This window comes from Blastococcus sp. HT6-4 (assembly GCF_039679125.1).
In the GTDB taxonomy this organism is placed as follows: domain Bacteria; phylum Actinomycetota; class Actinomycetes; order Mycobacteriales; family Geodermatophilaceae; genus Blastococcus; species Blastococcus montanus.
On the sequence record NZ_CP155551.1, the window covers coordinates 3,825,422 to 3,847,245 of the forward strand.

A 21,824-nucleotide genomic window follows, 5' to 3' on the forward strand; every position below is an offset into this window, starting at 1 on the left:
CCCAGTGCGCTCATCCGGCCGTCACCGCCAGGAGGGCACCCGCCACCATCACGGCACCACCGAGCATCCCCAGCGCGTACGTGCGCACGAAGCCGGTCTGCGCGCGGCCGAGCCGCGACGACGAGCCGCCGAGCCCGGCGGCCAGGCCGTTGACCGCGCCGTCGACGCCCCGGTTGTCGACCCAGACCAGGGCGCGGGTGAGCCACTGGCCGGGGCGCATGAACAGCGACTCGTTCACCGTGTCGGCGTAGAGCGCGTTCCGGGCCGCCCGGGTGACCGGCGAGACCCGCACCGGGGCGGTCACCGGCACCTCGCGGCGGCCGACGAACAGCCAGGCGAGCGCGACACCGGCGAAGGCGACGAGCGTGACGACGAGCCCGATGACGGCGGGGGCCACCACGTGCGCGGCCTCCGCCGGCTCGCCGTAGACCGGCGCCAGCCAGTCGGCGAGCGGGAACACCGCGACCAGCAGCGCACCGGCGAACACCGAGCCGAACGCCAGCACGACCATCGGCGCGGTCATCACCGCCGGCGCCTCGTGCGGGTGGACGCCCTCCTCCCACCGGGCCCGGCCGAAGAAGGTCATCAGCATCAGCCGGGTCATGTAGAAGGCGGTCAGCCCGGCGCCGAGGACCATCACGCCACCGAGCACCCAGCCCCAGACGTCGTCCCGGTCCAGCGCTACCTCGATGATCGCGTCCTTGGTGAAGTAGCCGGACAGGAACGGGAAGCCGATCAGCGCGAGGTAGCCCAGACCGAAGGTGCCGAAGGTGACCGGCAACCTCTTCCACAGCGCGCCGAAGCGGCGCATGTCCACCGAGTCGTTCATCGCGTGCATCACCGAACCGGCGCCCAGGAACAGCCCGGCCTTGAAGAAGCCGTGCGCCAGCAGGTGCGCCAGGCCCGCCACGTAGCCGGCCGGGCCGAGCCCGACGGCCAGGAACATGTAGCCGATCTGGCTGACGGTCGAGTACGCCAGGACCTTCTTGATGTCGTCGAAGGCGCAGCCGGCGATCGCGCCGATCAGCAGCGTCACCGCGCCGATCGCGAGGATGACCGCGCGGGCGGTGGGCGTGAGGTCGTAGATCGGTGCCGAGCGGGCGATGAGGTAGACCCCGGCGGTGACCATGGTCGCGGCGTGGATCAGCGCCGAGACCGGGGTGGGGCCCTCCATGGCGTCGGGCAGCCACGCCTGCAGCGGGAACTGGCCGGACTTCCCGCAGGCGCCGAGCAGCAGGAGCAGCCCGATCGCGGTGACCGTGCCGCCCGCCAGCGTGCCGACCGCGCCGAAGACGCCCGCGTAGGACGTCGTCCCGAGCTGGGCGAACATGATGAAGATCGCCAGCGCCAGGCCGACGTCGCCGACCCGGTTCATGATGAACGCCTTCTTGGCGGCGGTCGCCGCGGCCGGGCGGGTGTACCAGAACGCGATCAGCAGGTAGGACGCCAGACCGACGCCCTCCCACCCGACGTACAGCAGCACGTAGCCGTTGCCGAGGACCAGCAGCAGCATCGCCGCGACGAAGAGGTTCAGGTAGGCGAAGAACCGGCGGCGCGCGGGGTCGTGCGCCATGTAGCCGATCGAGTACACGTGGATCAGCGAGCCGACGCCGGTGATCAGCAGGGCGAACGTCGCCGACAGCGGGTCGAACAGCAGCCCGGCGGTGACGTCGAGGTCGCCGGTGGCGATGAACGTGAACAGCTCGACGTCGGCCGCGCGCTCGTCGAGGCCGGCCAGCTGCGCGGTGCACGCCACGGCGAGGATGAAGGCCGTGACGACCGTCGCCGTCCCCAGCAGGTGACCCCAGCGGTCGGTGCGCCGGCCACCCAGCAGCAGCACCGCGGCGCCGGCCAGCGGCAGCGCGATCAGCAGCCACGACCAGCCGAGCAGCCCGTCGGCCGGCAGCGTCTCAGACACAGATGTCCCCGTCTCGCCGTCAGTACTTCAGCAGGTTGGCGTCGTCGACCGAGGCGGACCGGCGGGTCCGGTAGATCGACATGATGATGGCGAGGCCCACGACCACCTCGGCGGCGGCGACGACCATCACGAACAGCGCGATGATCTGGCCGTCGACGGTCCCGGTGGACCGGGCGAAGGTGATCAGCGTCAGGTTCACCGCGTTGAGCATCAGCTCGATGCACATGAAGACGACGATCGCGTTGCGCCGAACGAGGACGCCGACGGCGCCGATCGTGAACAGGATCGCCGCGAGCACCAGGTAGTAGCTGAGCGTCATCGGTGCTCCCCTCCCGTGCGGCCGCCCGGGGTGTCGCTGAGCGTGGGGTCGAGGGCGCCGAGCGCGGCGTCCGGGGAGCCGAGCTGCTCGCGGCCGGTGGGCCGGGGCATCTGCTCGACCTGCTCCGGCTCGATCCCGGTGCCGAAGCTGTCCTCGGCCAGGCTGCCGTCGGGCAGCAGCGCGGGGGCGCCGACCGAGGTGGCGCGGGCGTGGACGCCGGGCCCGGGGAGGGTCTGCGGGCGGTCGGTGAGGAAGCGTGCCCGCGACCGCTCCTTCTGCGTCTGCTTGGTGCCCGGTTCCCGCTCCACGTGGGTGAGCAGCAGCGCGCCGACGGCGGCCACGATGAGCAGCGCGCCGGTGACCTCGAAGGCCAGCAGGTACCGGGTGTAGAGCAGCGCCGCGATCACCTCGACGTTGCCCGACGTCGGGCCGCGCACCCCGCCCTGCACCGCCTCGAGGCCGAGGACGGGCAGGTCCTGGGTGGCGCGGGCGATGCCGGCGCCCACGAGCGCGGCGAAGCCGGCGCCCAGCACGAGCGCCGCGACCCGCTGCCCGCGCAGCGTCTCGACCACCGAGTCGGAGGAGTCCCGGCCGACGAGCATGAGCACGAACAGGAACAGGATCATGATCGCGCCGGTGTAGACGATCACCTGCACGACGCCGAGGAAGGGCGCCTCCTGGACGACGTAGAAGACACCCAGCGAGAGCATCGTGAGCACCAGCCACAGCGCCGAGTGCACCGCGTTGCGGCTGAGCACCATGCCCAGCGCCCCGGCCAGGGCGACCGGGCCGAGGATCCAGAAGACGACGGCCTCGCCGGTGCCGATGACGACGGTCTCGAGCCCGTTCACACCTTCTCCTCGGCGACCGGTTCCGCGGTCGAGCCCTTCTCGGGCGCGCGCAGGTAGTAGTCCTTCTCGTCGTCGCCGAGCCGCATCGGGTGCGGCGGCTGCTCCATGCCGGGCAGCAGCGGCGCCATCAGCTGCTCCTTGGTGTAGATCAGGTCCTGGCGGTTGTCGTCGGCGAGCTCGAAGTCGTTGCTCATCGTCAGCGAGCGGGTGGGGCAGGCCTCGATGCACAGCCCGCAGAAGATGCAGCGCAGGTAGTTGATCTGGTAGACCGCGCCGTAGCGCTCGCCGGGCGAGAAGCGGGCGTCCTCGGTGTTGTCACCGCCCTCGACGTAGATGGCGTCCGCCGGGCAGGCCCAGGCGCACAGCTCGCACCCGACGCACTTCTCCAGGCCGTCCGGGTGCCGGTTGAGCACGTGCCGGCCGTGGTACCGCGCCTTGGTCACCTTCGGCTCGTACGGGTACTGCTCGGTGGTCACCGTGCGGAAGATCTGCGCGAACGTGACGCCGAACCCCTGCACCGCGGCGGGCAGCAGGCTGTCGCGCACCGCCGGCCGGTTCCGGCCGCCCTCGGACGAGCGTTCGACCTCCCCCCGGGAGCGCCGCACCATGTCCTGCTCGCCGGGCTTGCTGCGTTCAGGCATCGCCGTCCTCCTCGGATGTGGTGGCGCCGCGCCGCCCGGTGCCGACGACCGCGCCGGGCACCGGCTCGCCGCCGGTGCTCACCGGCTGGCGCCGCAGCCGCGGGGACGGCGGCACCGTCAGGTCCATCGGCGGGACCGGGAAGCCGCCCTCGGCCCGGCTCGGGCCTCCGCTCGGCTGCCGGCGCGCGCCGGCCGGGGGCAGCACCTCGGGCTCGGTGCTCGTCGGGTGGTTGGAGCCGGCCGCCGCCTCGACGGCGGCCAGGCGGGTGTCGCGGTGGCCGGCCCGGCCGGCGAGCCAGAGGCCCAGCAGCAGGACGACCGCGATGGGCACGCCCACGTAGAACGCGACCTCACCGGCGGAGAGTTCGGCCTCCCGGGACACGGCGCGCATCGTCGCGACGACGAGGATCCACACCAGCGAGACCGGGACCAGCACCTTCCAGCCGAACCGCATGAACTGGTCGTACCGGAGCCGCGGCAGCGTGCCGCGCAGCCAGATGAAGACGAACAGCGCGACGACGACCTTGAGGAAGAACCACAGCAGCGGCCACCAGCCGGTGTTCGCGCCGTCCCAGATCGAGATCGGCCACGGCGCCCGCCAGCCGCCGAGGAACAGCGTCGCGGCCAGGGCGGAGACGGTGACCATGTTGATGTACTCGGCCAGGAAGAACAGCGCGAACTTCAGCGACGAGTACTCGGTGTGGAAGCCGCCGACCAGCTCGCTCTCGGCCTCGGGCAGGTCGAACGGCGCGCGGTTGGTCTCGCCCACGACGGCGATCGCGTAGATGACGAAGGAGACCGGGAGCAGGACCACGTACCAGCTCGGCCCGGTGAACTCCCAGCCGAAGAAGGACAGCTGCGACCCGTCGGCCTGGGCGGCGACGATCTCGGACGTGGACATCGTCCCGGCGTAGAGGAAGACGGCGACCAGAGAGAGCCCCATCGCGATCTCGTAGCTGATCATCTGGGCCGCGCTGCGCAGGCTGCCCAGCAGGGGGTAGGTCGAGCCGGACGCCCAGCCGCCCAGGACGATGCCGTAGATGCCCATCGCCGACATCGCCAGGATGATCAGCACGCCGATCGGGGCATCGGTGAGCTGCAGCGGCGTCTGCTCGCCGAAGATGCTCACGACCGGCCCCATGGGGATGACGGAGAACGCCACGAACGCGGGGATCGTCGCGATCACCGGGGCCAGGAAGTAGACCGGCTTGTCGGCCATCGCCGGCATGATGTCTTCCTTGAAGGCCAGCTTCAGCCCGTCGGCGAGGCTCTGCAGGTAGCCGCGGGGGCCGACCCGGTTGGGGCCGATCCGCTGCTGCATGCGGGCAACGACCTTGCGCTCGAACACGATGGCGAACAGCGTCATCGCCACCAGCACGCCGAAGACACCGACGATCTTGATGAGGACGATCCACCAGACGTCGTTGCCGAAGTCCTCCAGGGTCGGCTGGTCGGCCGCGGCCCACACGTTCATCGCACGCCCTCCACGCCGGTGCGGGCCAGCCGCACGACACCGCCGGGCCCGGTGCCCAGCGCCGTCCGGATCTCGCTGCCGGGCGAGCGCATCGGCAGCCACACCACCTGGTCGGGCATCGCCGTGACCGTGACAGGGAGGCTGACCGAGCCGGTGAGCCCGCTGACGGTCAGCCGGTCGCCGTCGGCGAGGCCGAGCCGGGCGGCCGCCTCCGGGCTGATGCGGGCGACCGGGCGCCGCGCCGTGCCGGCCAGCTCCGGCTCGTCCCGCTGCAGCGTGCCGACGTCGAGCAGCTGCCGCCAGGAGGCGAGGACCGCCTCGTCGTCGCCCAGCCGCGGCGCGGCGGGCGGTGCGACGTCGAGGCCCGGGGCCTGCGCCGCCGAGCGACGGGCACCGAGCGCCGACAGCGCCGCGCGGGCGGTCTGCGGGCTGGGCAGCCGGAGGTCGACGTCCATCTCCTCGGCGAGGCCGTGGAGCACCCGGCCGTCGGTCAGCCGTCCGGTGCCGTGCAGGGTCGCGTCGAACGACCGCAGCCGGCCCTCCCAGTCCAGGTAGCTGCCCGCCTTCTCCGGCGCGGCCGCGACCGGCAGCACGACGTCGGCGCGCTCGGTGACCGCGCTGGGGAACATCTCCAGGCTGACGACGAACGCGGCCGCGTCGAGCGCGGCGACCGCCAGGTCGGGGTCGGGCAGGTCGGCGGGGTCGACCCCGCCCACCAGCAGCCCGGGCAGCCGGCCGCTGCGCGCGGCGGTGAGGATGCCGGTGAGGTCCCGCCCGGGGGCGTCGGGCACGGCCGCGGGGTCGATGCCCCAGACGGCGGCCACCTCGGCGCGGGCCGCGGCGTCCTCGACGCTGCGGCCGCCGGGCAGCAGGGTCGGCAGCGCGCCGGCCTCGACGGCTCCCCGCTCGCCCGCGCGGCGGGGCACCCAGGCCAGGCGGGCCCCGGTCGCGCGGGAGAGCTCCAGCAGCGCGGTGAACGCGCCGGGCATCTCGGCCAGCCGCTCGCCGGCGAGGACGACGGCGCCCGGCTCGCGCAGGGCCGCCACGGCCGGGCCGCCCCAGCTGCCCTCGGCCAGCGCGTGCAGCGAGCGCGCCTCGGCCCCGGGCAGCGTGGTGAGCACCGTGGCCTGGAGCTTCTCCGCCGCCCGGGTGGCGAAGGGCGCCAGGTCGAACACCGACAGCCCCCCGGTGCGCACGGCCCGGCGCAGCCGAAGGAACAGGATCGGCGACTCCTCCTCCGGCTCCAGCCCGGCCAGCAGCACGGCGGGCGCCGACCCGACGTCGTCGTAGGTGACGGCGCCGGTCGCGGGACCGGTGCCGGCGATGGCGACCTCCAGGAACGCCAGTTCCTCGGCCGAGTGCGCACGGGCGCGGGCGTCCACGTCGTTGGTGCCCAGCGCCACGCGGGCGAAGGTCGCCCACGCGTAGGCGTCCTCGAACGTCAGCCGGCCGCCGGGCAGCACCCCGACGCCGCCGTCGGCGCGGGCCTGCCGCAGGCCGGCGGCGGCCGCGGCCCACGCCTCGGGCCACGAGGCGGGCTCCAGGACCCCGTCGCGCCGGACCAGCGGCGTCGTCAGCCGCTCGTTCGCCGTGGCGTAGCGGAACGCGTAGCGGCCCTTGTCGCAGGTCCACTCCTCGTTGACCGCGGGGTCGTCACCGGCCTGCCGGCGGGTGATCTTCCCCCGCCGGTAGTCGGTGCGCATCGCGCAGCCCGACGCGCAGTGCTCGCACGCGCTGTCCTCGCTGCGCAGGTCGAAGGGCCGGGCGCGGAACCGGTACTGGGCGCTGGTGAGCGCGCCGACCGGGCAGATCTGGGTGGTGTTGCCGGAGAAGTAGGACTCGAACGGCTCGTCCTCGTAGATCGCCACCTGCTCCAGCGCACCGCGCTCGAACAGCTCGATGAACGGGTCGCCGGCGACCTGCTGGGAGAACCGGGTGCACCGGGCGCACAGCACGCAGCGTTCGCGGTCGAGCAGCACCTGGCTGCTGATCGGCAGCGGCTTCGGGTAGGTCCGCTTCTCGTCGACGAACCGGCTCTCGGTGCGGCCGTGGCCCATCGCCTGGTTCTGCAGCGGGCACTCGCCGCCCTTGTCGCACGTGGGGCAGTCCAGCGGGTGGTTGATCAGCAGCAGCTCCATCGTGCCCTGCTGCGCCTTGTCGGCCACCGGGCTGGTCAGCTGCGTCTTGACCGCCATGCCGTCGGTGACGGGCATGGTGCAGGAGGCGACCGGCTTGCGCTGCCCCTCCACCTCGACCAGGCACTGCCGGCAGGCGCCGACCGGCTCCAGCAGCGGGTGGTCGCAGAACCGCGGGATGAAGACGCCGACCTGCTCGGCCGCGCGGATGATGAGCGTCCCCTTCGGGACGGCGACGTCGAAGCCGTCGATGGTGCAGTGGACGGCGTCCGGCGGGGTGTGCGGACCCGGGGCGCCCGGGGGCACCGCGGGTGCGGGTGGCGGGTTGGTGGGCGTGAGCGTCATGATGCGGCTCCGACCGGCTCGAGGCGGAGGGAGCGGCCGATCCGGGCCTGCTCCTCGGGCGGCAGCAGGGCGACGTAGTCGTCCTTGAAGTACTTGAGCGAGCTGGTGATGCAGCTGGTCGCACCGTCTCCGAGGGCGCAGAACGACCGGCCCAGGATGTTGTCGCAGGTGTCGACCAGGATGTCGAGGTCTTGGGCGGTCCCCCGCCCGTGCGCGATCCGCTCGAGGATCTGCACCAGCCAGTAGGTGCCCTCGCGGCAGGGCGTGCACTTGCCGCAGCTCTCGTGCGCGTAGAACTCGGTGAACCGCAGGGTGGCCTCGACGATGGAGTCGGTCTCGTCGAACACCATCAGCGCGGTCGTCCCGAGCATCGAGCCGGCCGCCGCCACGGAGTCGAAGTCCAGCGGGACGTCGAGGTGCTCGGCGGTGAAGTAGGGCGTGGACGAGCCGCCCGGCGTCCAGAACTTCAGCTCGTGGCCGGGGCGGACGCCGCCGGCCATCTCGAGCAGCTCGCGCATCGTCGTCCCCATGGGGGCCTCGTACTGGCCCGGCCGGACGACCCGTCCCGACAGCGAGTAGATCTTGGGCCCCGGCGACTTCTCCGGCCCGAAGGCCTTGAACCACTCGGCGCCGCCGCGGACGACGAACGGCACGCTGGCCAGGGTCTCCACGTTGTTGATGACTGTGGGCGCCCCGTACAGGCCCGCGACGGCGGGGAACGGCGGCTTCAGCCGGGGCTGGCCGCGGTAGCCCTCGAGCGAGTCGAGCAGCGCCGTCTCCTCGCCGCAGATGTAGGCGCCGGCCCCGGCGTGCACGATGAGCTCGAGGTCGTAGCCGGAGCCGAGGATGTCCGAGCCCAGGTAGCCGGCGGCGTAGGCCTCCCCCACGGCGTTCATCAGCCGGCGGTGCGCGTGCACGGCCTCGCCGCGGACGTAGATGACGGCGAAGTTCGACCGGATCGCGTAGGCGGAGATGATCACGCCCTCGATGAGCGAGTGCGGGTCGGCCATCATCAGCGGCAGGTCCTTGCAGGTACCCGGCTCCCCCTCGTCGGCGTTGACCACGAGGTACTTGGGCATCGCCGCGGGGCCGCTCGGCTCCTCCCCCGGCTTGGGCTGCGGGATGAAGCTCCACTTCATGCCGGTCGGGAACCCGGCGCCGCCGCGGCCGCGCAGCCCGGAGTCCTTGACCAGCGTGACCAGCTCGTCGGGCGCCATCGACAGCGCCGTGCGCAGGGCCGAGTAGCCGTCGAGCCGCTCGTAGGTGGACAGCCGCCACGAGTTCTCGGCGCCCCAGCGGGTGGTGAGGACAGGAGTGAGGGGCATGGCTCAGGCCTTCCCGGGACCTTGGCCGGAGGTTCCCGGCTCGGACCCCGCAGGGGTGTCGGTGCCTTCCCGGCCGTCGGGCAACCGCCGTCCGGCCGGTTCGGGGGCGTCCGGGTGCGAACCGGCGGCGCCGGCCTTCTCCGCCGGGGTGTCGGCGGCGGCGACCCGGGCGTCCGCCGCCTCCTTGCCCGGGGTCTCCCCGGTCTCCCCGGAGGGACGCACGGTCTCGCGCGGCTCGCCGGCGTCGGGCTCCTTCGGCGCCGGGCCGGGCATCGGTGGCGCCGACTCGCCGCGCTCGGCGGCCAGCGCCAGCCCGGCCAGCGTGGGCCCCAGCGAGCCGGGGGCGTCGACGGCAGTCGCAGCCCCGGCCTCGTCGGCGTGCTGCGAGAAGCCGGCCAGCTGCCGGGAGATGCCCCTGAAGTCGGTGAGCGGGGCGCCGCGGGTCGGCAGCGGCTTCTCGCCCCGGCGCAGCGCGGCCACCAGGGCCCGGGCGCTGTCGACGTCCTGCTGGTCGTAGAACTCGTAGTCGACGGTGACCACCGGCGCGTAGTCGCAGGCGGCCAGGCACTCGGCGTGCTCGAGGGTGATCGACCCGTCGGCGGCGGTCTCGTCGTGGTGGACGCCCAGGTCCGCCGACAGCGCGTCCATGATCCGCTGGCCGCCGAGCACGCTGCACAGCGTGTTCGTGCAGACGCTGACCAGGTGCCGGCCGGTCGGGCGGCGCTTGTACATCGTGTAGAAGGTCGCGACCGCGCCCACCTCGGCCTTGGTCAGCCCCAGCTCCTCGGCGCACAGCGCGACGCCCTCGGGCGTGACGTAGCCCTGGTAGCTCTGCACCAGGTGCAGCATCGGCAGCAGCGCCGAGCGCGGCACGGGGTAACGGGCGATGATCGCCCGCGCCTCGAGCCGGGCCTGCTCGGGCAGCAGTGGGACCTCGGCCAGGGACGCGGTGTCGACCGGGCTCGAGTCGAGCCCGGTGACCGCCGTCCCCTCGGGGCTCCCCGGAAGTGCGCTCATCGGTCCACACTCCGTCCCTGGGTCGTCTCCGCGGCCGCTCCGCTCCTCGCTCGCTGGCGCTCGCTGCGATGCTCACTCACCTGTCGACTCCTCCCATCACGGGGTCGATCGATGCGATGGCCGCGATGACGTCGGCGATCATGCCGCCCTCGCTCATCGCCGCCGTCGCCTGCAGGTTGACGAAGCTGGGGTCGCGCACGTGGACCCGCCACGGCCGGGTGCTGCCGTCGCTGACCACGTGGTAGCCGAGCTCCCCGCGGGGCGACTCGATCGGCACGTAGACCTGCCCGGCCGGTACCCGGAAGCCCTCGGTGACCAGCTTGAAGTGGTGGATCAGGGCCTCCATCGACTGGCCCATGATGTGCCGCACGTGGTCCAGCGAGTTCCCCATGCCGTCGGCGCCGAGGGACAGCTGCGCGGGCCAGGCGATCTTCTTGTCCTCGACCATGACCGGGCCCGGCTCCAGCCGGTCCAGCGCCTGGGCGATGAGCTTCAGCGACTCGTTCACCTCCGCCATGCGGACCAGGTAGCGGCCCCAGGCGTCGCAGGTGTCGGCGGTCGGCACCTCGAAGTCGTAGGTCTCGTAGCCGAGGTAGGGCTCGACCTTGCGCAGGTCCCAGGCCAGGCCGGTGGCCCGCAGGATCGGCCCGGTGACGCCGAGCGCGACGCAGCCGGTGAGGTCGAGGTAGCCGGCGTCCTTGAGCCGGTTCTGCCAGATCGGCTGGCCGGTGAGCAGCCGGTGGAAGTCGGCCACCCGCTTCGGGAAGACCTGCAGGAACTCGCGGATGTGCTCGACGGTGCCCTCGGGGAGGTCCTGCGCCAGGCCGCCGGGGCGGATGTAGGCGTGGTTCATCCGCAGGCCGGTGATCTCCTCGAGCAGGTCGAGAACCGTCTCGCGCTCGCGGAAGCCGTTGGTCATGCCCGTGAGGGCACCCATCTCCATGCCGAACGTGGCCAGGGCGACCAGGTGCGAGGCGATCCGGTTGAGCTCCATGACGAGCACGCGGATCGTCTGGGCCCGCTGCGGGACCTCCACGCCGAGCAGTTTCTCGACGGACATGCAGTAGCCGGCCTCGTTGAACAGCGGGGCCAGGTAGTCCATCCGGGTCACGAACGTGGTGCCCTGCACCCAGTTCCGGTACTCGGTGTTCTTCTCGATGCCGGTGTGCAGGTAGCCGATGACCACCCGCGCCTTGGTCACCGTCTCGCCCTCGAGATCGAGGACCAGCCGCAGCACGCCGTGGGTGGACGGGTGCTGCGGGCCCATGTTGACGACGAGGCGCTCCTCGCCGTGCGGGTCGGCCCCCAGCGTCAGGTCCCAGTCCCCACCGGTCACGGTGTAGACGCGGCCCTCGGTCGTCTCGCGGGAGCCGGCGTAGGGGTCGCTCGGGTTGTAGACGGTGCTCATCTCTGCCCCTCCTCGACTCCGGACTCGTTCCGCTCCTCGGTCGCTGGCGCTCCCTGCGATGCTCGCTCGCCCGTCGTCATCGGTAGGCCCTCCGGGTGTCCGGCGGCGGGATGGTCGCGTCGTGGTACTCCACGGGGATCCCGCCGAGCGGGTAGTCCTTGCGCTGGGGGTGGCCGTCCCAGTCGTCGGGCATGAGGATCCGGGTCAGCGCCGGGTGCCCGTCGAAGACGATCCCGAACATGTCCCACGTCTCGCGCTCGTGCCAGTCCGCCGTCGGGTAGATGCCGGTCACCGACGGCACGTGCGGGTCCTCGGCGGTCACCGCCACCTCCAGCCGGATGCGGCGCCGGTAGGTCATCGAGGTCAGGTGGTAGACGACGTGCAGCCGCGGGCGGCCGGGCTCCACGGCGGGGCCGCCGCTGTCGAGGTAGTCGACGCCGGAGACGCTGCTGCAGAGCTCGAAGCGCAGCGCCTCGTCGTCGCGCAGGGGCTGCACGAGGGTCAGCAGGTGCTCGCGGGCAACGAAGTAGGTGATCTCGCCGCGGTCGACCAGCACCCGGGTGACGGCGGCCGCCCAGGTGGCCTCGCCCACCGCGTCGATCAGCGCGTCGGTGACCTCGTCGAAGTAGCTGCCGTAGGGCCGCTCGGTGGAGTGCAGCGCCACCGCGCCGCCGGGCTCGACGCGCACGAGCCCGCCGAACCCGGAGGTGTCGCCGCTGCCGCTGACGCCGAAGGCGCCCTTCCGGAAGCCGCCCGAGGGCGCCGTGCTGTCGTCGTACCCGGCCTCCTCGCGGCCCGGGACGACCTCGCCGCCGTCGTTGCTCATCGCCGGTCCTCTGCCCCGGGGAGCAGCACGGCGTTCCCGCCGCGCCGCTCGATGGCGAACTGGCCGGCGCGCCCCTCGGCGGCCGCCTGCTCGTAGGCCCGGCGGGCGTCCTTGTCCACCCGCACGGTCGACGGCATCTCGACCAGCAGGTCCCGCGCGGTGCCGTCCTCGCGGGCCTGCCGCTGCTGCCGGGCCCGCTTCTCGCCCAGCGGCTCGTGCTGGATCTTGTGGTGGAGCTTGAGGATGGCGTCCATCAGCATCTCGGGCCGGGGCGGGCAGCCGGGCAGGTACATGTCCACCGGGACGACGTGGTCGACGCCCTGGACGATCGCGTAGTTGTTGAACATGCCGCCGGAGCTGGCGCAGACCCCCATCGCGAGCACCCAGCGGGGCTCGGGCATCTGGTCGTAGATCTGCCGCAGGACCGGCGCCATCTTCTGGCTCACCCGGCCGGCGACGATCATCAGGTCGGCCTGCCGCGGCGAGGCGCGGAAGACCTCCATGCCGAACCGGGCGAGGTCGTAGCGTCCGGCCCCGGACGCCATCATCTCGATCGCGCAGCAGGCCAGCCCGAACGTCGCGGGCCACAGCGATGACTTGCGGGTCCAGTTGACCAGCTTCTCGACGCTGGTCAGCAGGACCCCGCTGGGGATCTTCTCCTCGAGTCCCATGGTCAGGCTCCCCTCAGTCCCACTCGAGCCCGCCGCGCCGCCACTCGTAGGCGAAGGCGAGGAAGACGGTGCCGATGAACACGACCATCGCGACCAGGCCCCACACGCCCAGCGCGTCGTTGGCGACGGCCCAGGGGTAGAGGAAGACGATCTCGATGTCGAAGACGATGAACAACATGGCGGTCAGGTAGTACTTGACCGGGAAACGGCCGCCGGTGAGCGGCTGGTCGACCGGCTCGATGCCGCATTCGTAGGCCGCCAGCTTGGCCCGGTTGTACCGGCGCGGACCGACGAACGGCGCGACGGCGACCGAGAAGAGCGCGAACGCCGCGGCCAGGACGAACAGGCCGACGATCGGGGCGTAGGTCGAGAGCATCATCGCCACCCTAGGGTGATCCCGGTCACGCACGGGTCACGGTCCGGACACGGAGAGTTCGTGTCGGGTCGACATGTCGTCATGGCGGCCACCTCAGGTCGCCGGGGTCAGGCGGAGGAGGACGGCCAGGGCGCGGTCGACGGCGTCGCCGTCGCGACCGTCGGTCAGGTTGCCCATGAGCCGCAGCGCGGCGTCGGCCTGCGCCGGCCGGCGCAGGCCGCGGGCGGCCAGCAGCCGGACGACGGCGGGACGGGCCAGCAGCGCCAGGAACCCCAGCCCGAGCCGGTGGTGGCGGCCCAGCTCGGCGCGCAGCCGCGCGGGGTAGCGGTGCAGCGCCGCCTCGCGCGCGGCCCCCTCCGGGAGGGCGAGCGCCGCGGTGGCGGCCTCGGCGGCCATCCGGCCGCTCTCGATGGCGGAGCTGATGCCCTCCCCGTTGCAGGGGTTCACCGTCCCGGCCGCGTCCCCGGCCAGCAGGAGCCCGCGGGTGTAGGCCGGGCCGCGGCTCAGCGCCATCGGCAGGCCGGCCCCGCGCAGCGCGCCGACCGCGTCGTCCTCCCCCAGCCCGTCCGCCGCCGGGAAGGTGTCGAGCCAGCGGCGGAGGATCGCGCGACGGTCCGCCCCGGTGCCGCGGCGGGTGTCGAGCAGGCCGTACCCGACGTTCGCCGTCCCGTCGCCCATCCCGAAGATCCAGCCGTAGCCGGGCAGCGAGTCCCGGGTGGGGCCGTCGGCGGTCAGGTCGAAGGCGATGTCGAGGTAGGTGTCGTCGCTGCGGCGGCTGCGCGCGTAGCGGCGGAGGGCGACGCCGAGCGGCCGGTCGGTGCGGCGCAGCAGGCCGAGGCTCTTCGCCAGCCGGCCCGACAGCCCCTCGGCCGACACGACCAGCGGCGCCCGCCACGTCACCGGCGCGCGGTCCTCCCCCGCGTCGCCGTGGACCCCGACCACCCGGCCGGCGTCGTCGAGCAGCGGCCCGGTGACGGTCGTGCCGGTGACCAGCCGCGCGCCGGACCGCTGGGCGTGGGCGGCCAGCAGCGCATCGAGCTCGCGGCGGGTGCGGACCAGCCCGTGGTCGGGCCAGGAGTCCAGCCGCGGCCAGTCGACCTCGGCCACGCGGCCGCCGCCGTGCACGCGCAGGCCCCGGCGGCGCACCCAGCCGGGGGCGGAGGTGTCCACGCCCATGTCGCGCAGGGCCTGCACGCCGCGTGGGGTCAGCCCGTCGCCGCAGACCTTCTCGCGGGGGAACTCGGCCTTCTCGAGCACCGCGACGTCGACACCGCCGCTCGCCAGGTGCCAGGCGGCGCTCGACCCGGCCGGCCCGGCTCCGACCACGACGACGTCGGCGTGCTGCACGGTCCCGCGCTCGGTCATGGTCACCCCCGGCTCGTCGTCGGCCCCCGGCACTTTGTGAAAAGGTTCACAAGGTGCCACGGTCCGAGTCTAGGCCCGGGTGTGAGCTAGGTGACAACGGCCCCTCTACGGAAGCCCCTCCGCGCCACGGCGCCGGTCGGCCGATCCGGGTCAGGAGGGGGCCGGCAACCAGGTCCTCAGCCAGGCCACGGAGCGGTCGATCACCTGCTCGAGGGCGCCCGGCTCGGGGAACAGGTGGGTGGCCGCGGGGACGACGGCGACCTCGTGCTCGACGGCGAGCCGGTCGGCGGCCTGCCGGTTGAGCTCGATGACCTGCGCGTCGGCGCCGCCCACGATGAGCAGCACGGGCGCGCGCACCTGGTCGAGCGCGCTGCCGGCCAGGTCGGGACGACCACCGCGGGAGATCACCGCCCGGACCCGGTCCGGTCGCTCGGCCGCGGTGATCAGGGCGGCCGCGGCGCCGGTGCTGGCACCGAAGGTGGCGACCGGGAGGCCGGCGAGACCGGGCCGGCCGAGCAGCCAGTCGGTCGCGCCGGTCAGCCGCCCGGCCAGCAGCGGGATGTCGAAGCGCAGCTCGCGCGTGCGCGCGTCGACCTCCTCCTCGGCGAGGGTCAGCAGGTCCAGCAGCAGGGTCGCGTACCCGGCGGCGTGCAGGCCCTCGGCGACCTGCTGGTTGCGCGGGCTGCGCCGGCTGCTCCCGCTGCCGTGCGCGAAGACCACCACACCGTGCGGATCAGCCGGGCCGACGAGGTCGGCACGCAACACCGCCCCGGGCACGTCGACGACGACGTCCTCCTGGAAGGCGGGCACGCCCGGGTCAGCCGGCACCGCTGCCCTCCTCCGGCTCGCCGGGGCGGGCCTGCGCGAGGGCGGCGCGCACCTCGTCGTCCTCCGTCGCACGGAAGTCGGCGTAGCCCTGGCCGACGGCGGAGAAGTCCTCGGGAGCCCAGAGGCAGAGCAGTTCCTCCACGTCCGGCGCGATCTGCCCGCAGGCGTTGGGCGAGGCCACGGGGACGGCGACGGTCAGGTGCGCGGGCTCCTGGTGGCGGACGGCGGCGACCGCGGCGCGCATGGTCGAGCCGGTGGCCAGGCCGTCGTCGACCAGGACGACGCGCCGGCCGGCCAGGGCCAGCGGTGGGCGGTCGCCGCGGTAGGCCGCGGTGCGCCGGCGCAGCTCGGACACCTCCTCGGCGCGCACTCTCTCGAAGGTGGCGGCGTCCACCCCGGCGCGGTCCAGGACGTTCTCCTGCCGGACCGTCTCGATCTCGTCCCCCACGGCGGCGATCGCGCCCATGGCCAGCTCCGGGTGCCAGGGCAGGCCCACCTTGCGGACGACGACGATGTCGAGCGCTGCGTCCAGGGCGGCGGCGACCTCCGCCCCGATGACGACGCCGCCCCGCGGCAGGCCGAGCACGACCACGTCGCTGCGCCCGGGGGGCACCAGGCCGTCGTCCACCAGTCGCGCGGCGAGCGCCCGCCCGGCCTCCCGGCGATCTGCGAAAGGTCTCCGGTCTCCAACCATGCGTGTCGGGCTACCCGGCCTGACGGGCGGTTAACGATCGGGCGCCGCCGGGGTCAGACCGGGCGGGGGCCGGCGGGCGGCGGCGCGGTGGGGTCCGTCGGACCGGGTGTCGGGTAGGGGGCCGGCCCGGGTGGCGGCGTCGGGTCGGTCGGCGTCGGCGAGGGCGACGGCGGCTGCGGGGGTGGCGGCGGTGTCGTCATGCGCCGACGCTAGTGCCGGCCGGCCCTCCGCAGGGCCGGATGGCCCCTTCCTGCGCCCCACCGCACCGCGATCCCGGGTCCCGGGACGACGGGCGGCACGGCCTCAGGGCTTGCGGCCCCGGTGCAGCGCGACGATCCCACCGGTCAGGTCGTGCCACGCGACGTCGGCCCAGCCGGCCTCCTGCAGCCGGCCGGCGAGCGCCGGCTGGTCGGGCCAGGCGCGGATCGACTCGGCGAGGTAGACGTAGGCCTCCGGGTTGCTGCTCACCGCGCGGGCGATCCGGGGCAGCGCCTTCATCAGGTACTCGGTGTAGACCGTCCGGAACGGGGCCCAGGTGGGGCTGGAGAACTCGCAGACCACGAGCGTGCCGCCGGGCCGGGTGACCCGGGCGAACTCGCGCAGCGCGGCGTCCGGGTCGGCCACGTTGCGCAGCCCGAAGGAGATGACGACGCCGTCGACGCTCTCGTCGGCGAGCGGCAGGGCCATCGCGTCACCGGCCACCTTCGGCACGGGCCGCGCCGCCCCGGCACGGAGCATCCCCTGGGAGAAGTCGCACGCGATGGCCCGCACCCCACCGGCGGCCAGCTCCACCGTGGAGACGGCCGTCCCGGCGGCGACGTCGAGCACCGTCTGCCCCGGGCGGGCTCCCAGCGCCTCCCGGGTGGCCCGCCGCCACCCGGCGTCCAGGCCCGCGGAGAGCACGGTGTTGGTGATGTCGTAGCGCTCCGCCACGCGGTCGAACATGGCCGCGACGTCGGCCGGTCGCTTGTCCAGCCCGGCCCGCGTGCCGGCGGTGTGCGGGTTCTCTCGCCGGTCTGCCACGGCGTCGACGCTACAAGGCCTCCTACTCTGGACCCGTGACCGCGGCGGCCCTGACCTCACCGGCGGCGGCGTCGCGCAGCGTCACCACGGTCCGCTCGGACGCCGCCGGAGAGCTGCTCGACCTCCTCCCGGCGCGGGGCGGGCTGTCCTGGGTGCGCCACGGCGAGGGGCTGGTCGGCTGGGGCGAGGCCGCCCGCCTGGAGGTCTCCGGCCCCCGGGCGCTGGCCTCCGCGGCCGCGTGGTGGGCGGACTACACCGCCGGCCTGGACGTCGCCGACGAGCTGGGTGTGCCCGGCAGCGGTCCGGTCCTGTTCGCCAGCATCGCCTTCGACCCCGACGCGGGGACGTCGGTCTTCGTCGTCCCCGAGGTCGTCGTCGGACGGCGCGACGGCGTCGGCTGGGTGACCGCCCTCGGCACCGCCCCGGAGCTCCCGGAACCGGTGCCGCACGACGAGGGTCCCGCCCCCCGCCTGCGCTACGCCGACGGTGCGATGGACCCGGCCCGCTGGTGCGCCGCCGTGTCCGCCGCCGTCAGCCGCATCGACGCCGGCGACCTGGAGAAGGTGGTGCTCGCCCGCGACCTGCTCGTCTCCGCCGACGTGCCGCTCGACCCGCGGCGGATCCTGCGCCGGATGGCCGCGCGGTTCCCCGGCTGCTGGACCTTCGCCGTCGACGGCCTGCTCGGCGCCACCCCGGAGCTGCTGCTGCGCCGCACCGGCCGGCAGCTGTCCTGCCGCGTGCTGGCCGGGACCGCGCCGCGCGGGGCCGGCGCCGAGGACCAGCGGCTGGCCGCGGCGCTGCTGAACTCGGAGAAGGACCGCGGCGAGCACGCGCTCGCCGTCGACTCCCTGGTGCGCGCGCTGGAGCCGTACTGCCGGAAGCTGTCGGCACCCGCCGAGCCCGAGCTGCTCACCCTGGCGAACGTCCGGCACCTGGCCACCGACGTCGTCGGGACCCAGCGCGGCTCCGCGGGCCTGCTGGAGCTGGTCGGCGCGGTGCACCCGACCGCCGCCGTGTGCGGCACCCCGACGCCGGACGCGGCCGCGCTGATCGGCGAGCTCGAGGGCATGGACCGCGGCCGGTACGCCGGCCCGGTCGGCTGGCTGGACGCCGCCGGGGACGGCGAGTTCGGCCTGGCGCTGCGCTGCGCCGAACTCGTGGGCGACGACGGTGCGCGGCTGTTCGCCGGCTGCGGGATCGTCGCCGGCTCCGACCCGGCCGCGGAGCTGGCGGAGACCCAGTCGAAGTTCGCCGCCTTCCAGGCCGCGCTCGAGGGCTGACAGCCTCAGCCGCGCGGCGCAGGAGGCGCCCCGCGGCCGATGGCCGCGCCGATCGCCACCCCGAGGACCAGCGGGATCAGGCCGAGCAGGGCGACGCCGACCGCGGCATTCACGAGGTGGTCCGTCCATCCCTCCTGGCCGGGCACCAGGAGGGTCCAGCCGAGCGCGAACAGCGGCAGCGACACGACCCCCGTGCCCAGCGCGGCCGCGGCGCGCACGGTCCGGCCGGCCCGCCGGAACGGCAGCGCCCCGAGGACGGCGGGCACGAAGGTGAACAGCCAGTGCAGCACCGGGATGAGCGCGTCCACCACGGTCGTCGAGTAGGCCGCCGAGTAGAGGGCGTTCCACGCCAGGACGGCGGCCGTCAGCACGAGGACCGTCAGCCACGCCACCGCGGCCGGCCCGCGGAACCACGGCCCCGCCGCACGCCGGGTCGCGGCCGCCGCGACGACCAGGCAGACCACGGTCAGCCCGAGGACGAGCGCCCAGAGCGCCGCGGGCACGTCGTCGACCATCAGCCCGCCCCTGGTCAGCCGGGGGAGCGGCCAGTCCGCGATGCCGAGGGCCATCGCGGCGACGGTCAGCCCGGCGACGGCGAGCACGAGCGGCCAGGACCGCGCGGGCGCTGCGGGGGATCTCATGGTGCGCACCGTCCCACGCGTCAGCGCGGGGCGAGGGCCTGGGCCGCCACGACGCGCAGGTCGGCGGCGAGCGCGGCCTCCGCACGCTGGTCGGTGCCGACGACGACGACCCGCGGCCCGCCGAGCCCCAGCACCTCCGGGAGCTCCTCGGCCGAGCCGACCCGCGACGCGGCCCACCCGAGCGCCGAGGCCACCGCCACCAGGTCGCGGCCGTGCGGCGTCCCGAACACCCGGCGGTAGTTCCGGGCATGGCGGTCCTGCCCCGGCTCGAGCTGGGCGAAGATCCCGCCGCCGTCGTTGTCGGGCACGACGACCGTGAGGTCGGGACGGGGCTCACCCTCGCCCAGCAGGAGCCCGGTGAGGTCGTGCAGGAACGTCAGGTCGCCCATCAGCGCGAACGCCGGCCCGCCGTGCACCAGCGCCGCACCCACGGCCGTCGAGACCGTGCCGTCGATGCCCGCGACACCGCGGTTGGCGAGCACCGTGAGGTCGGGCCGCGGCACCGCGAGCCGGTCGACGTCGCGGACCGGCGTCGAGGACCCCAGCACCAGCAGCGCCCCGGACGGCAGCGCGGCGACGACGTCGCGGGCCAGCCGGGCGGCGGTCAGCCCCGGAGCGGCGTCGAGCGCCGCGTCCACGGCGTCGCCGACCCGTTCCGCGGCGACGCGCCAGGCGGCCGCCCACGGCTCGTCGGCCGCGTCGTCGGGCCCGGTACCGGCGAACAGCCGCGCGACCCGGCTGCTCGACCGGCCGGCGTCGGCCCACCGCGGGGACGCGCTCACCGTCTCGACCGCGACCGCCGGGTCGGCCAGCAGGGCGCTGACCGGCCGGGAGAGCGTCGGCCGCCCCACGACCAGCACCCGCTCGGGCCGGTGCGCGGCCAGCCAGGTGCCGGCACCGAGGAGCAGCGCACCGCCCCGCAGGGCCGCCCCGTGCCCCCAGAAGCCGCTGCTGGGCTCGGCGAGGACCGGCCGGCCGACGCCCTCGGACAGCCCCGGTGCGGCGTGCCGCGGCCCGTCGCCGGCGATCACCAGCATCCGCGGCGGCAGCCGGTGCGCCTGCGCCGCCCAGCCGGCCGACGGCTCCGCCGCGGTCCAGGGCCGCCCGCCGGGGCGGCCGGCCCAGGGCGCGGCGAGCTCGGCCGGCGGCTCCTCGTCGGGGAGCAGCGGGTCCCGCAGCGCGAGGTTGAGCTGCACCGGCCCCGGGTCGGCCGAGAGCGTGCCGGCGGCGATGGTCAGCGCCTTGGCCACCACGGACCGCCAGTAGCGGTTCTGCTCGGGCTCGCGGCCGCCCTCGGGGACGCCGACGTCGGCCGCCCAGCGGACCGCGCCGCCGTAGAGGCCGGGCTGCTCGATCGTCTGGTTGGCCCCGGTGGCCCGCAGCTCCGGCGGGCGGTCGGCGGTCAGCGCCAGCAGGGGCACCCCGCTCGCGTCGGCCTCGAGCACGGCGGCGTGCAGGTGCGCGGTCGCCGTCCCGGACGTGGTGAGCACCGGCACCGGGCGGCCCGAGGCCTTCGCCAGCCCCAGCGCCAGGAAGGCGGCGGTCCGCTCGTCGATCCGCACGTGCAGCCGCAGCCGGCCGTTCCGCTCGGCCGCGGCCAGGGCGAGCGCGACCGGCGCGGACCGGGAGCCGGGCGAGAGCACGGCGTCGCCGACCCCGCCGCGCACCAGCTCGTCGACCAGGACGCGGGCGAACGCGGTCGAGGGGTTCACGCGGCCCGCACCTCGGCGATCCGGGCGAGCCACCGCGCGGCCGTCGCCTCGCCGGCGGCCACCGCGGCGAGCCGGTCGGGCTCGGGCCGGCCGACGGGCAGCGCGCCGTCGACCGGCAGCAGCGGCGTGCTGCTCACGTCGTCGGCGAGCAGGGCCACCGTCGCCAGCCCGCAGGCGAACGGCAGCTCCGGCAGGGCGGCCGCCAGCGCGACCCCGGCGGCGATCCCGACCGAGGACTCCAGCGCCGAGGAGACGACGCACGGCAGGCCGTGCGCCTCGGCGACCCGCAGCGCCGCCCGCACCCCGCCGAGGGGCTGCACCTTGAGGACGACGACGTCGCAGGCCTCGCGCAGGTCCACCCGCAGCGGGTCGTCGGACCGCCGCACCACCTCGTCGGCGGCGATCCGCACGTCGATCCGCCGGCGCAGCGCGGCCAGCTCGGCGAGGGACGCGCACGGCTGCTCGACGTACTCGAGGCCCGTCCGGTCGAGCTCGCGGATCCGGGCGACGGCGGTGTCGACGTCCCAGGCCGCGTTCGCGTCCACCCGGATCGCGCCCCCGGGGCCCAGCGCGTCGCGGACCGCCTCCACCCGCGCCACGTCCTCGGCCGCCGGCCGGCCGGGCTCGGCCACCTTCACCTTCGCCGTCCGGCAGCCGGAGGCGCGGACGATCGCGTGCGCCCGCTCCGGCCCCACCGCGGGGACCGTGACGTTCACCGGGACCGCGTCCCGCACCGGCGCCGGCCAGCCCTCGACGGCCGACTCCACGGCCGAGGCCCACCAGCGGCGGCTCTCGGCGGCGGGGTAGTCCCAGAACGGCGAGAACTCACCCCAGCCGGCCGGGCCGCGCAGCAGCACGCCGTCGCGGACGTCGATCCCGCGGAAGCGGGTGCGCATCGGCACCTCGTACACCCGCAGGTCGGTGATCCCCGCCGGGAGCGCGGCGGCGGGGGCGGCGGTCATGCGGATCAGCGTA

At 74.8% G+C, this 21,824-nt stretch carries 19 protein-coding genes and 1 pseudogene; 1 reads left to right on the plus strand and 19 read right to left on the minus strand.

From position 1 onward, the window contains the following. Positions 1–10: 10 nt before the first annotated feature. The 16 genes and pseudogenes from nuoL to ABDB74_RS18355 form a co-directional block, all read right to left on the minus strand. Positions 11–1,918, minus strand: a complete 1,908-nt coding sequence (gene nuoL / locus ABDB74_RS18280) for an NADH-quinone oxidoreductase subunit L (RefSeq protein ID WP_346620169.1) — start codon at positions 1,916–1,918, stop codon at positions 11–13. A 19-nt stretch (positions 1,919–1,937) separates the two neighbouring features. Further along, positions 1,938–2,237 (minus strand): NADH-quinone oxidoreductase subunit NuoK, encoded by a 300-nt coding sequence (nuoK, locus tag ABDB74_RS18285; protein ID WP_014378116.1) that lies wholly within the window; start codon positions 2,235–2,237, stop codon positions 1,938–1,940. Next, positions 2,234–3,088, minus strand: a complete 855-nt coding sequence (locus ABDB74_RS18290) for an NADH-quinone oxidoreductase subunit J (protein WP_346620170.1) — start codon at positions 3,086–3,088, stop codon at positions 2,234–2,236. The genes nuoK and ABDB74_RS18290 overlap by 4 nt, the downstream gene beginning before the upstream one ends. Further along, positions 3,085–3,729, minus strand: a complete 645-nt coding sequence (gene nuoI, locus ABDB74_RS18295) for an NADH-quinone oxidoreductase subunit NuoI (protein ID WP_346620171.1) — start codon at positions 3,727–3,729, stop codon at positions 3,085–3,087. Before nuoI ends, ABDB74_RS18290 begins: the two co-directional genes overlap by 4 nt. Then, entirely contained in the window at positions 3,722–5,203 is a 1,482-nt protein-coding gene (gene nuoH / locus ABDB74_RS18300; protein WP_346620172.1) for an NADH-quinone oxidoreductase subunit NuoH, read from the minus strand. The genes nuoI and nuoH overlap by 8 nt, the downstream gene beginning before the upstream one ends. Continuing rightward, complete coding sequence (locus ABDB74_RS18305) at positions 5,200–7,683, minus strand: NADH-quinone oxidoreductase subunit G (protein ID WP_346620173.1); 2,484 nt, start codon at positions 7,681–7,683, stop codon at positions 5,200–5,202. Before ABDB74_RS18305 ends, nuoH begins: the two co-directional genes overlap by 4 nt. After that, entirely contained in the window at positions 7,680–9,008 is a 1,329-nt protein-coding gene (nuoF, locus tag ABDB74_RS18310; RefSeq protein WP_346620174.1) for an NADH-quinone oxidoreductase subunit NuoF, read from the minus strand. The genes ABDB74_RS18305 and nuoF overlap by 4 nt, the downstream gene beginning before the upstream one ends. Before the next feature lie 3 nt (positions 9,009–9,011). Beyond that, positions 9,012–10,025 (minus strand): NADH-quinone oxidoreductase subunit NuoE, encoded by a 1,014-nt coding sequence (gene nuoE / locus ABDB74_RS18315; RefSeq protein WP_346620175.1) that lies wholly within the window; start codon positions 10,023–10,025, stop codon positions 9,012–9,014. Positions 10,026–10,101: 76 nt separating this feature from the next. Beyond that, positions 10,102–11,433 carry an NADH-quinone oxidoreductase subunit D gene (locus ABDB74_RS18320; protein WP_346620176.1) on the minus strand — a complete coding sequence of 444 codons (1,332 nt, stop codon included), beginning with the start codon at positions 11,431–11,433 and terminating at the stop codon, positions 10,102–10,104. 76 nt (positions 11,434–11,509) lie between these two features. Then, on the minus strand, positions 11,510–12,259 hold the full coding sequence (locus ABDB74_RS18325; protein WP_346620177.1) for an NADH-quinone oxidoreductase subunit C: 750 nt from the start codon (positions 12,257–12,259) through the stop codon (positions 11,510–11,512). 202 nt (positions 12,260–12,461) lie between these two features. Further along, positions 12,462–12,930, minus strand: a pseudogene (locus ABDB74_RS18330) (NuoB/complex I 20 kDa subunit family protein); the annotation flags it as partial. Between the two features lie 13 nt (positions 12,931–12,943). Next, positions 12,944–13,306 (minus strand): NADH-quinone oxidoreductase subunit A, encoded by a 363-nt coding sequence (locus ABDB74_RS18335; RefSeq protein WP_346623916.1) that lies wholly within the window; start codon positions 13,304–13,306, stop codon positions 12,944–12,946. Between the two features lie 93 nt (positions 13,307–13,399). Continuing rightward, a complete protein-coding gene (locus tag ABDB74_RS18340; RefSeq protein WP_346623918.1) occupies positions 13,400–14,671 on the minus strand; it encodes a geranylgeranyl reductase family protein in 1,272 nt (423 codons plus the stop codon). A 150-nt stretch (positions 14,672–14,821) separates the two neighbouring features. After that, on the minus strand, positions 14,822–15,499 hold the full coding sequence (locus ABDB74_RS18345; RefSeq protein ID WP_346620178.1) for a dienelactone hydrolase family protein: 678 nt from the start codon (positions 15,497–15,499) through the stop codon (positions 14,822–14,824). Beyond that, positions 15,489–16,112: a phosphoribosyltransferase gene (locus ABDB74_RS18350; RefSeq protein ID WP_407062137.1), complete on the minus strand. Its 624-nt coding sequence runs from the start codon at positions 16,110–16,112 to the stop codon at positions 15,489–15,491. Before ABDB74_RS18350 ends, ABDB74_RS18345 begins: the two co-directional genes overlap by 11 nt. Positions 16,113–16,496: 384 nt before the next feature. After that, positions 16,497–17,216 (minus strand): demethylmenaquinone methyltransferase, encoded by a 720-nt coding sequence (locus ABDB74_RS18355; RefSeq protein ID WP_346620180.1) that lies wholly within the window; start codon positions 17,214–17,216, stop codon positions 16,497–16,499. 35 nt (positions 17,217–17,251) lie between these two features. Between ABDB74_RS18355 and ABDB74_RS18360 the strand changes: the two genes are divergently transcribed. After that, positions 17,252–18,496 carry an isochorismate synthase gene (locus tag ABDB74_RS18360; protein ID WP_346620181.1) on the plus strand — a complete coding sequence of 415 codons (1,245 nt, stop codon included), beginning with the start codon at positions 17,252–17,254 and terminating at the stop codon, positions 18,494–18,496. A 5-nt stretch (positions 18,497–18,501) separates the two neighbouring features. Here the strand turns inward: ABDB74_RS18360 and ABDB74_RS18365 are convergent, their stop codons facing one another. From ABDB74_RS18365 to ABDB74_RS18375, 3 genes are read right to left on the minus strand one after another with little or no spacing between them, the layout of a single operon-like run. Further along, a complete protein-coding gene (locus ABDB74_RS18365) occupies positions 18,502–19,137 on the minus strand; it encodes a hypothetical protein (RefSeq protein ID WP_346620182.1) in 636 nt (211 codons plus the stop codon). Positions 19,138–19,157: 20 nt separating this feature from the next. Next, the gene (gene menD / locus ABDB74_RS18370; protein ID WP_346620183.1) at positions 19,158–20,849 is read right to left on the minus strand and encodes a 2-succinyl-5-enolpyruvyl-6-hydroxy-3-cyclohexene-1-carboxylic-acid synthase; all 1,692 of its coding nucleotides are present in this window, start codon (positions 20,847–20,849) and stop codon (positions 19,158–19,160) included. Then, the gene (locus tag ABDB74_RS18375) at positions 20,846–21,811 is read right to left on the minus strand and encodes an o-succinylbenzoate synthase (RefSeq protein WP_346620184.1); all 966 of its coding nucleotides are present in this window, start codon (positions 21,809–21,811) and stop codon (positions 20,846–20,848) included. Before ABDB74_RS18375 ends, menD begins: the two co-directional genes overlap by 4 nt. Positions 21,812–21,824: the final 13 nt, after the last annotated feature.

Bases quoted from the DNA above. Each gene is read 5' to 3' on its own strand.
- nuoK (WP_014378116.1), bottom strand. From the start codon at position 2,237: ATGACGCTCAGCTACTACCTGGTGCTCGCGGCGATCCTGTTCACGATC.
- nuoI (WP_346620171.1), bottom strand. From the start codon at position 3,729: ATGCCTGAACGCAGCAAGCCCGGCGAGCAGGACATGGTGCGGCGCTCC.
- nuoH (WP_346620172.1), bottom strand. From the start codon at position 5,203: ATGAACGTGTGGGCCGCGGCCGACCAGCCGACCCTGGAGGACTTCGGC.
- ABDB74_RS18305 (WP_346620173.1), bottom strand. From the start codon at position 7,683: ATGACGCTCACGCCCACCAACCCGCCACCCGCACCCGCGGTGCCCCCG.
- nuoF (WP_346620174.1), bottom strand. From the start codon at position 9,008: ATGCCCCTCACTCCTGTCCTCACCACCCGCTGGGGCGCCGAGAACTCG.
- nuoE (WP_346620175.1), bottom strand. From the start codon at position 10,025: ATGAGCGCACTTCCGGGGAGCCCCGAGGGGACGGCGGTCACCGGGCTC.
- ABDB74_RS18320 (WP_346620176.1), bottom strand. From the start codon at position 11,433: ATGAGCACCGTCTACAACCCGAGCGACCCCTACGCCGGCTCCCGCGAG.
- ABDB74_RS18325 (WP_346620177.1), bottom strand. From the start codon at position 12,259: ATGAGCAACGACGGCGGCGAGGTCGTCCCGGGCCGCGAGGAGGCCGGG.
- ABDB74_RS18335 (WP_346623916.1), bottom strand. From the start codon at position 13,306: ATGCTCTCGACCTACGCCCCGATCGTCGGCCTGTTCGTCCTGGCCGCG.
- ABDB74_RS18340 (WP_346623918.1), bottom strand. From the start codon at position 14,671: ATGACCGAGCGCGGGACCGTGCAGCACGCCGACGTCGTCGTGGTCGGA.
- ABDB74_RS18365 (WP_346620182.1), bottom strand. From the start codon at position 19,137: ATGAGATCCCCCGCAGCGCCCGCGCGGTCCTGGCCGCTCGTGCTCGCC.
- ABDB74_RS18375 (WP_346620184.1), bottom strand. From the start codon at position 21,811: ATGACCGCCGCCCCCGCCGCCGCGCTCCCGGCGGGGATCACCGACCTG.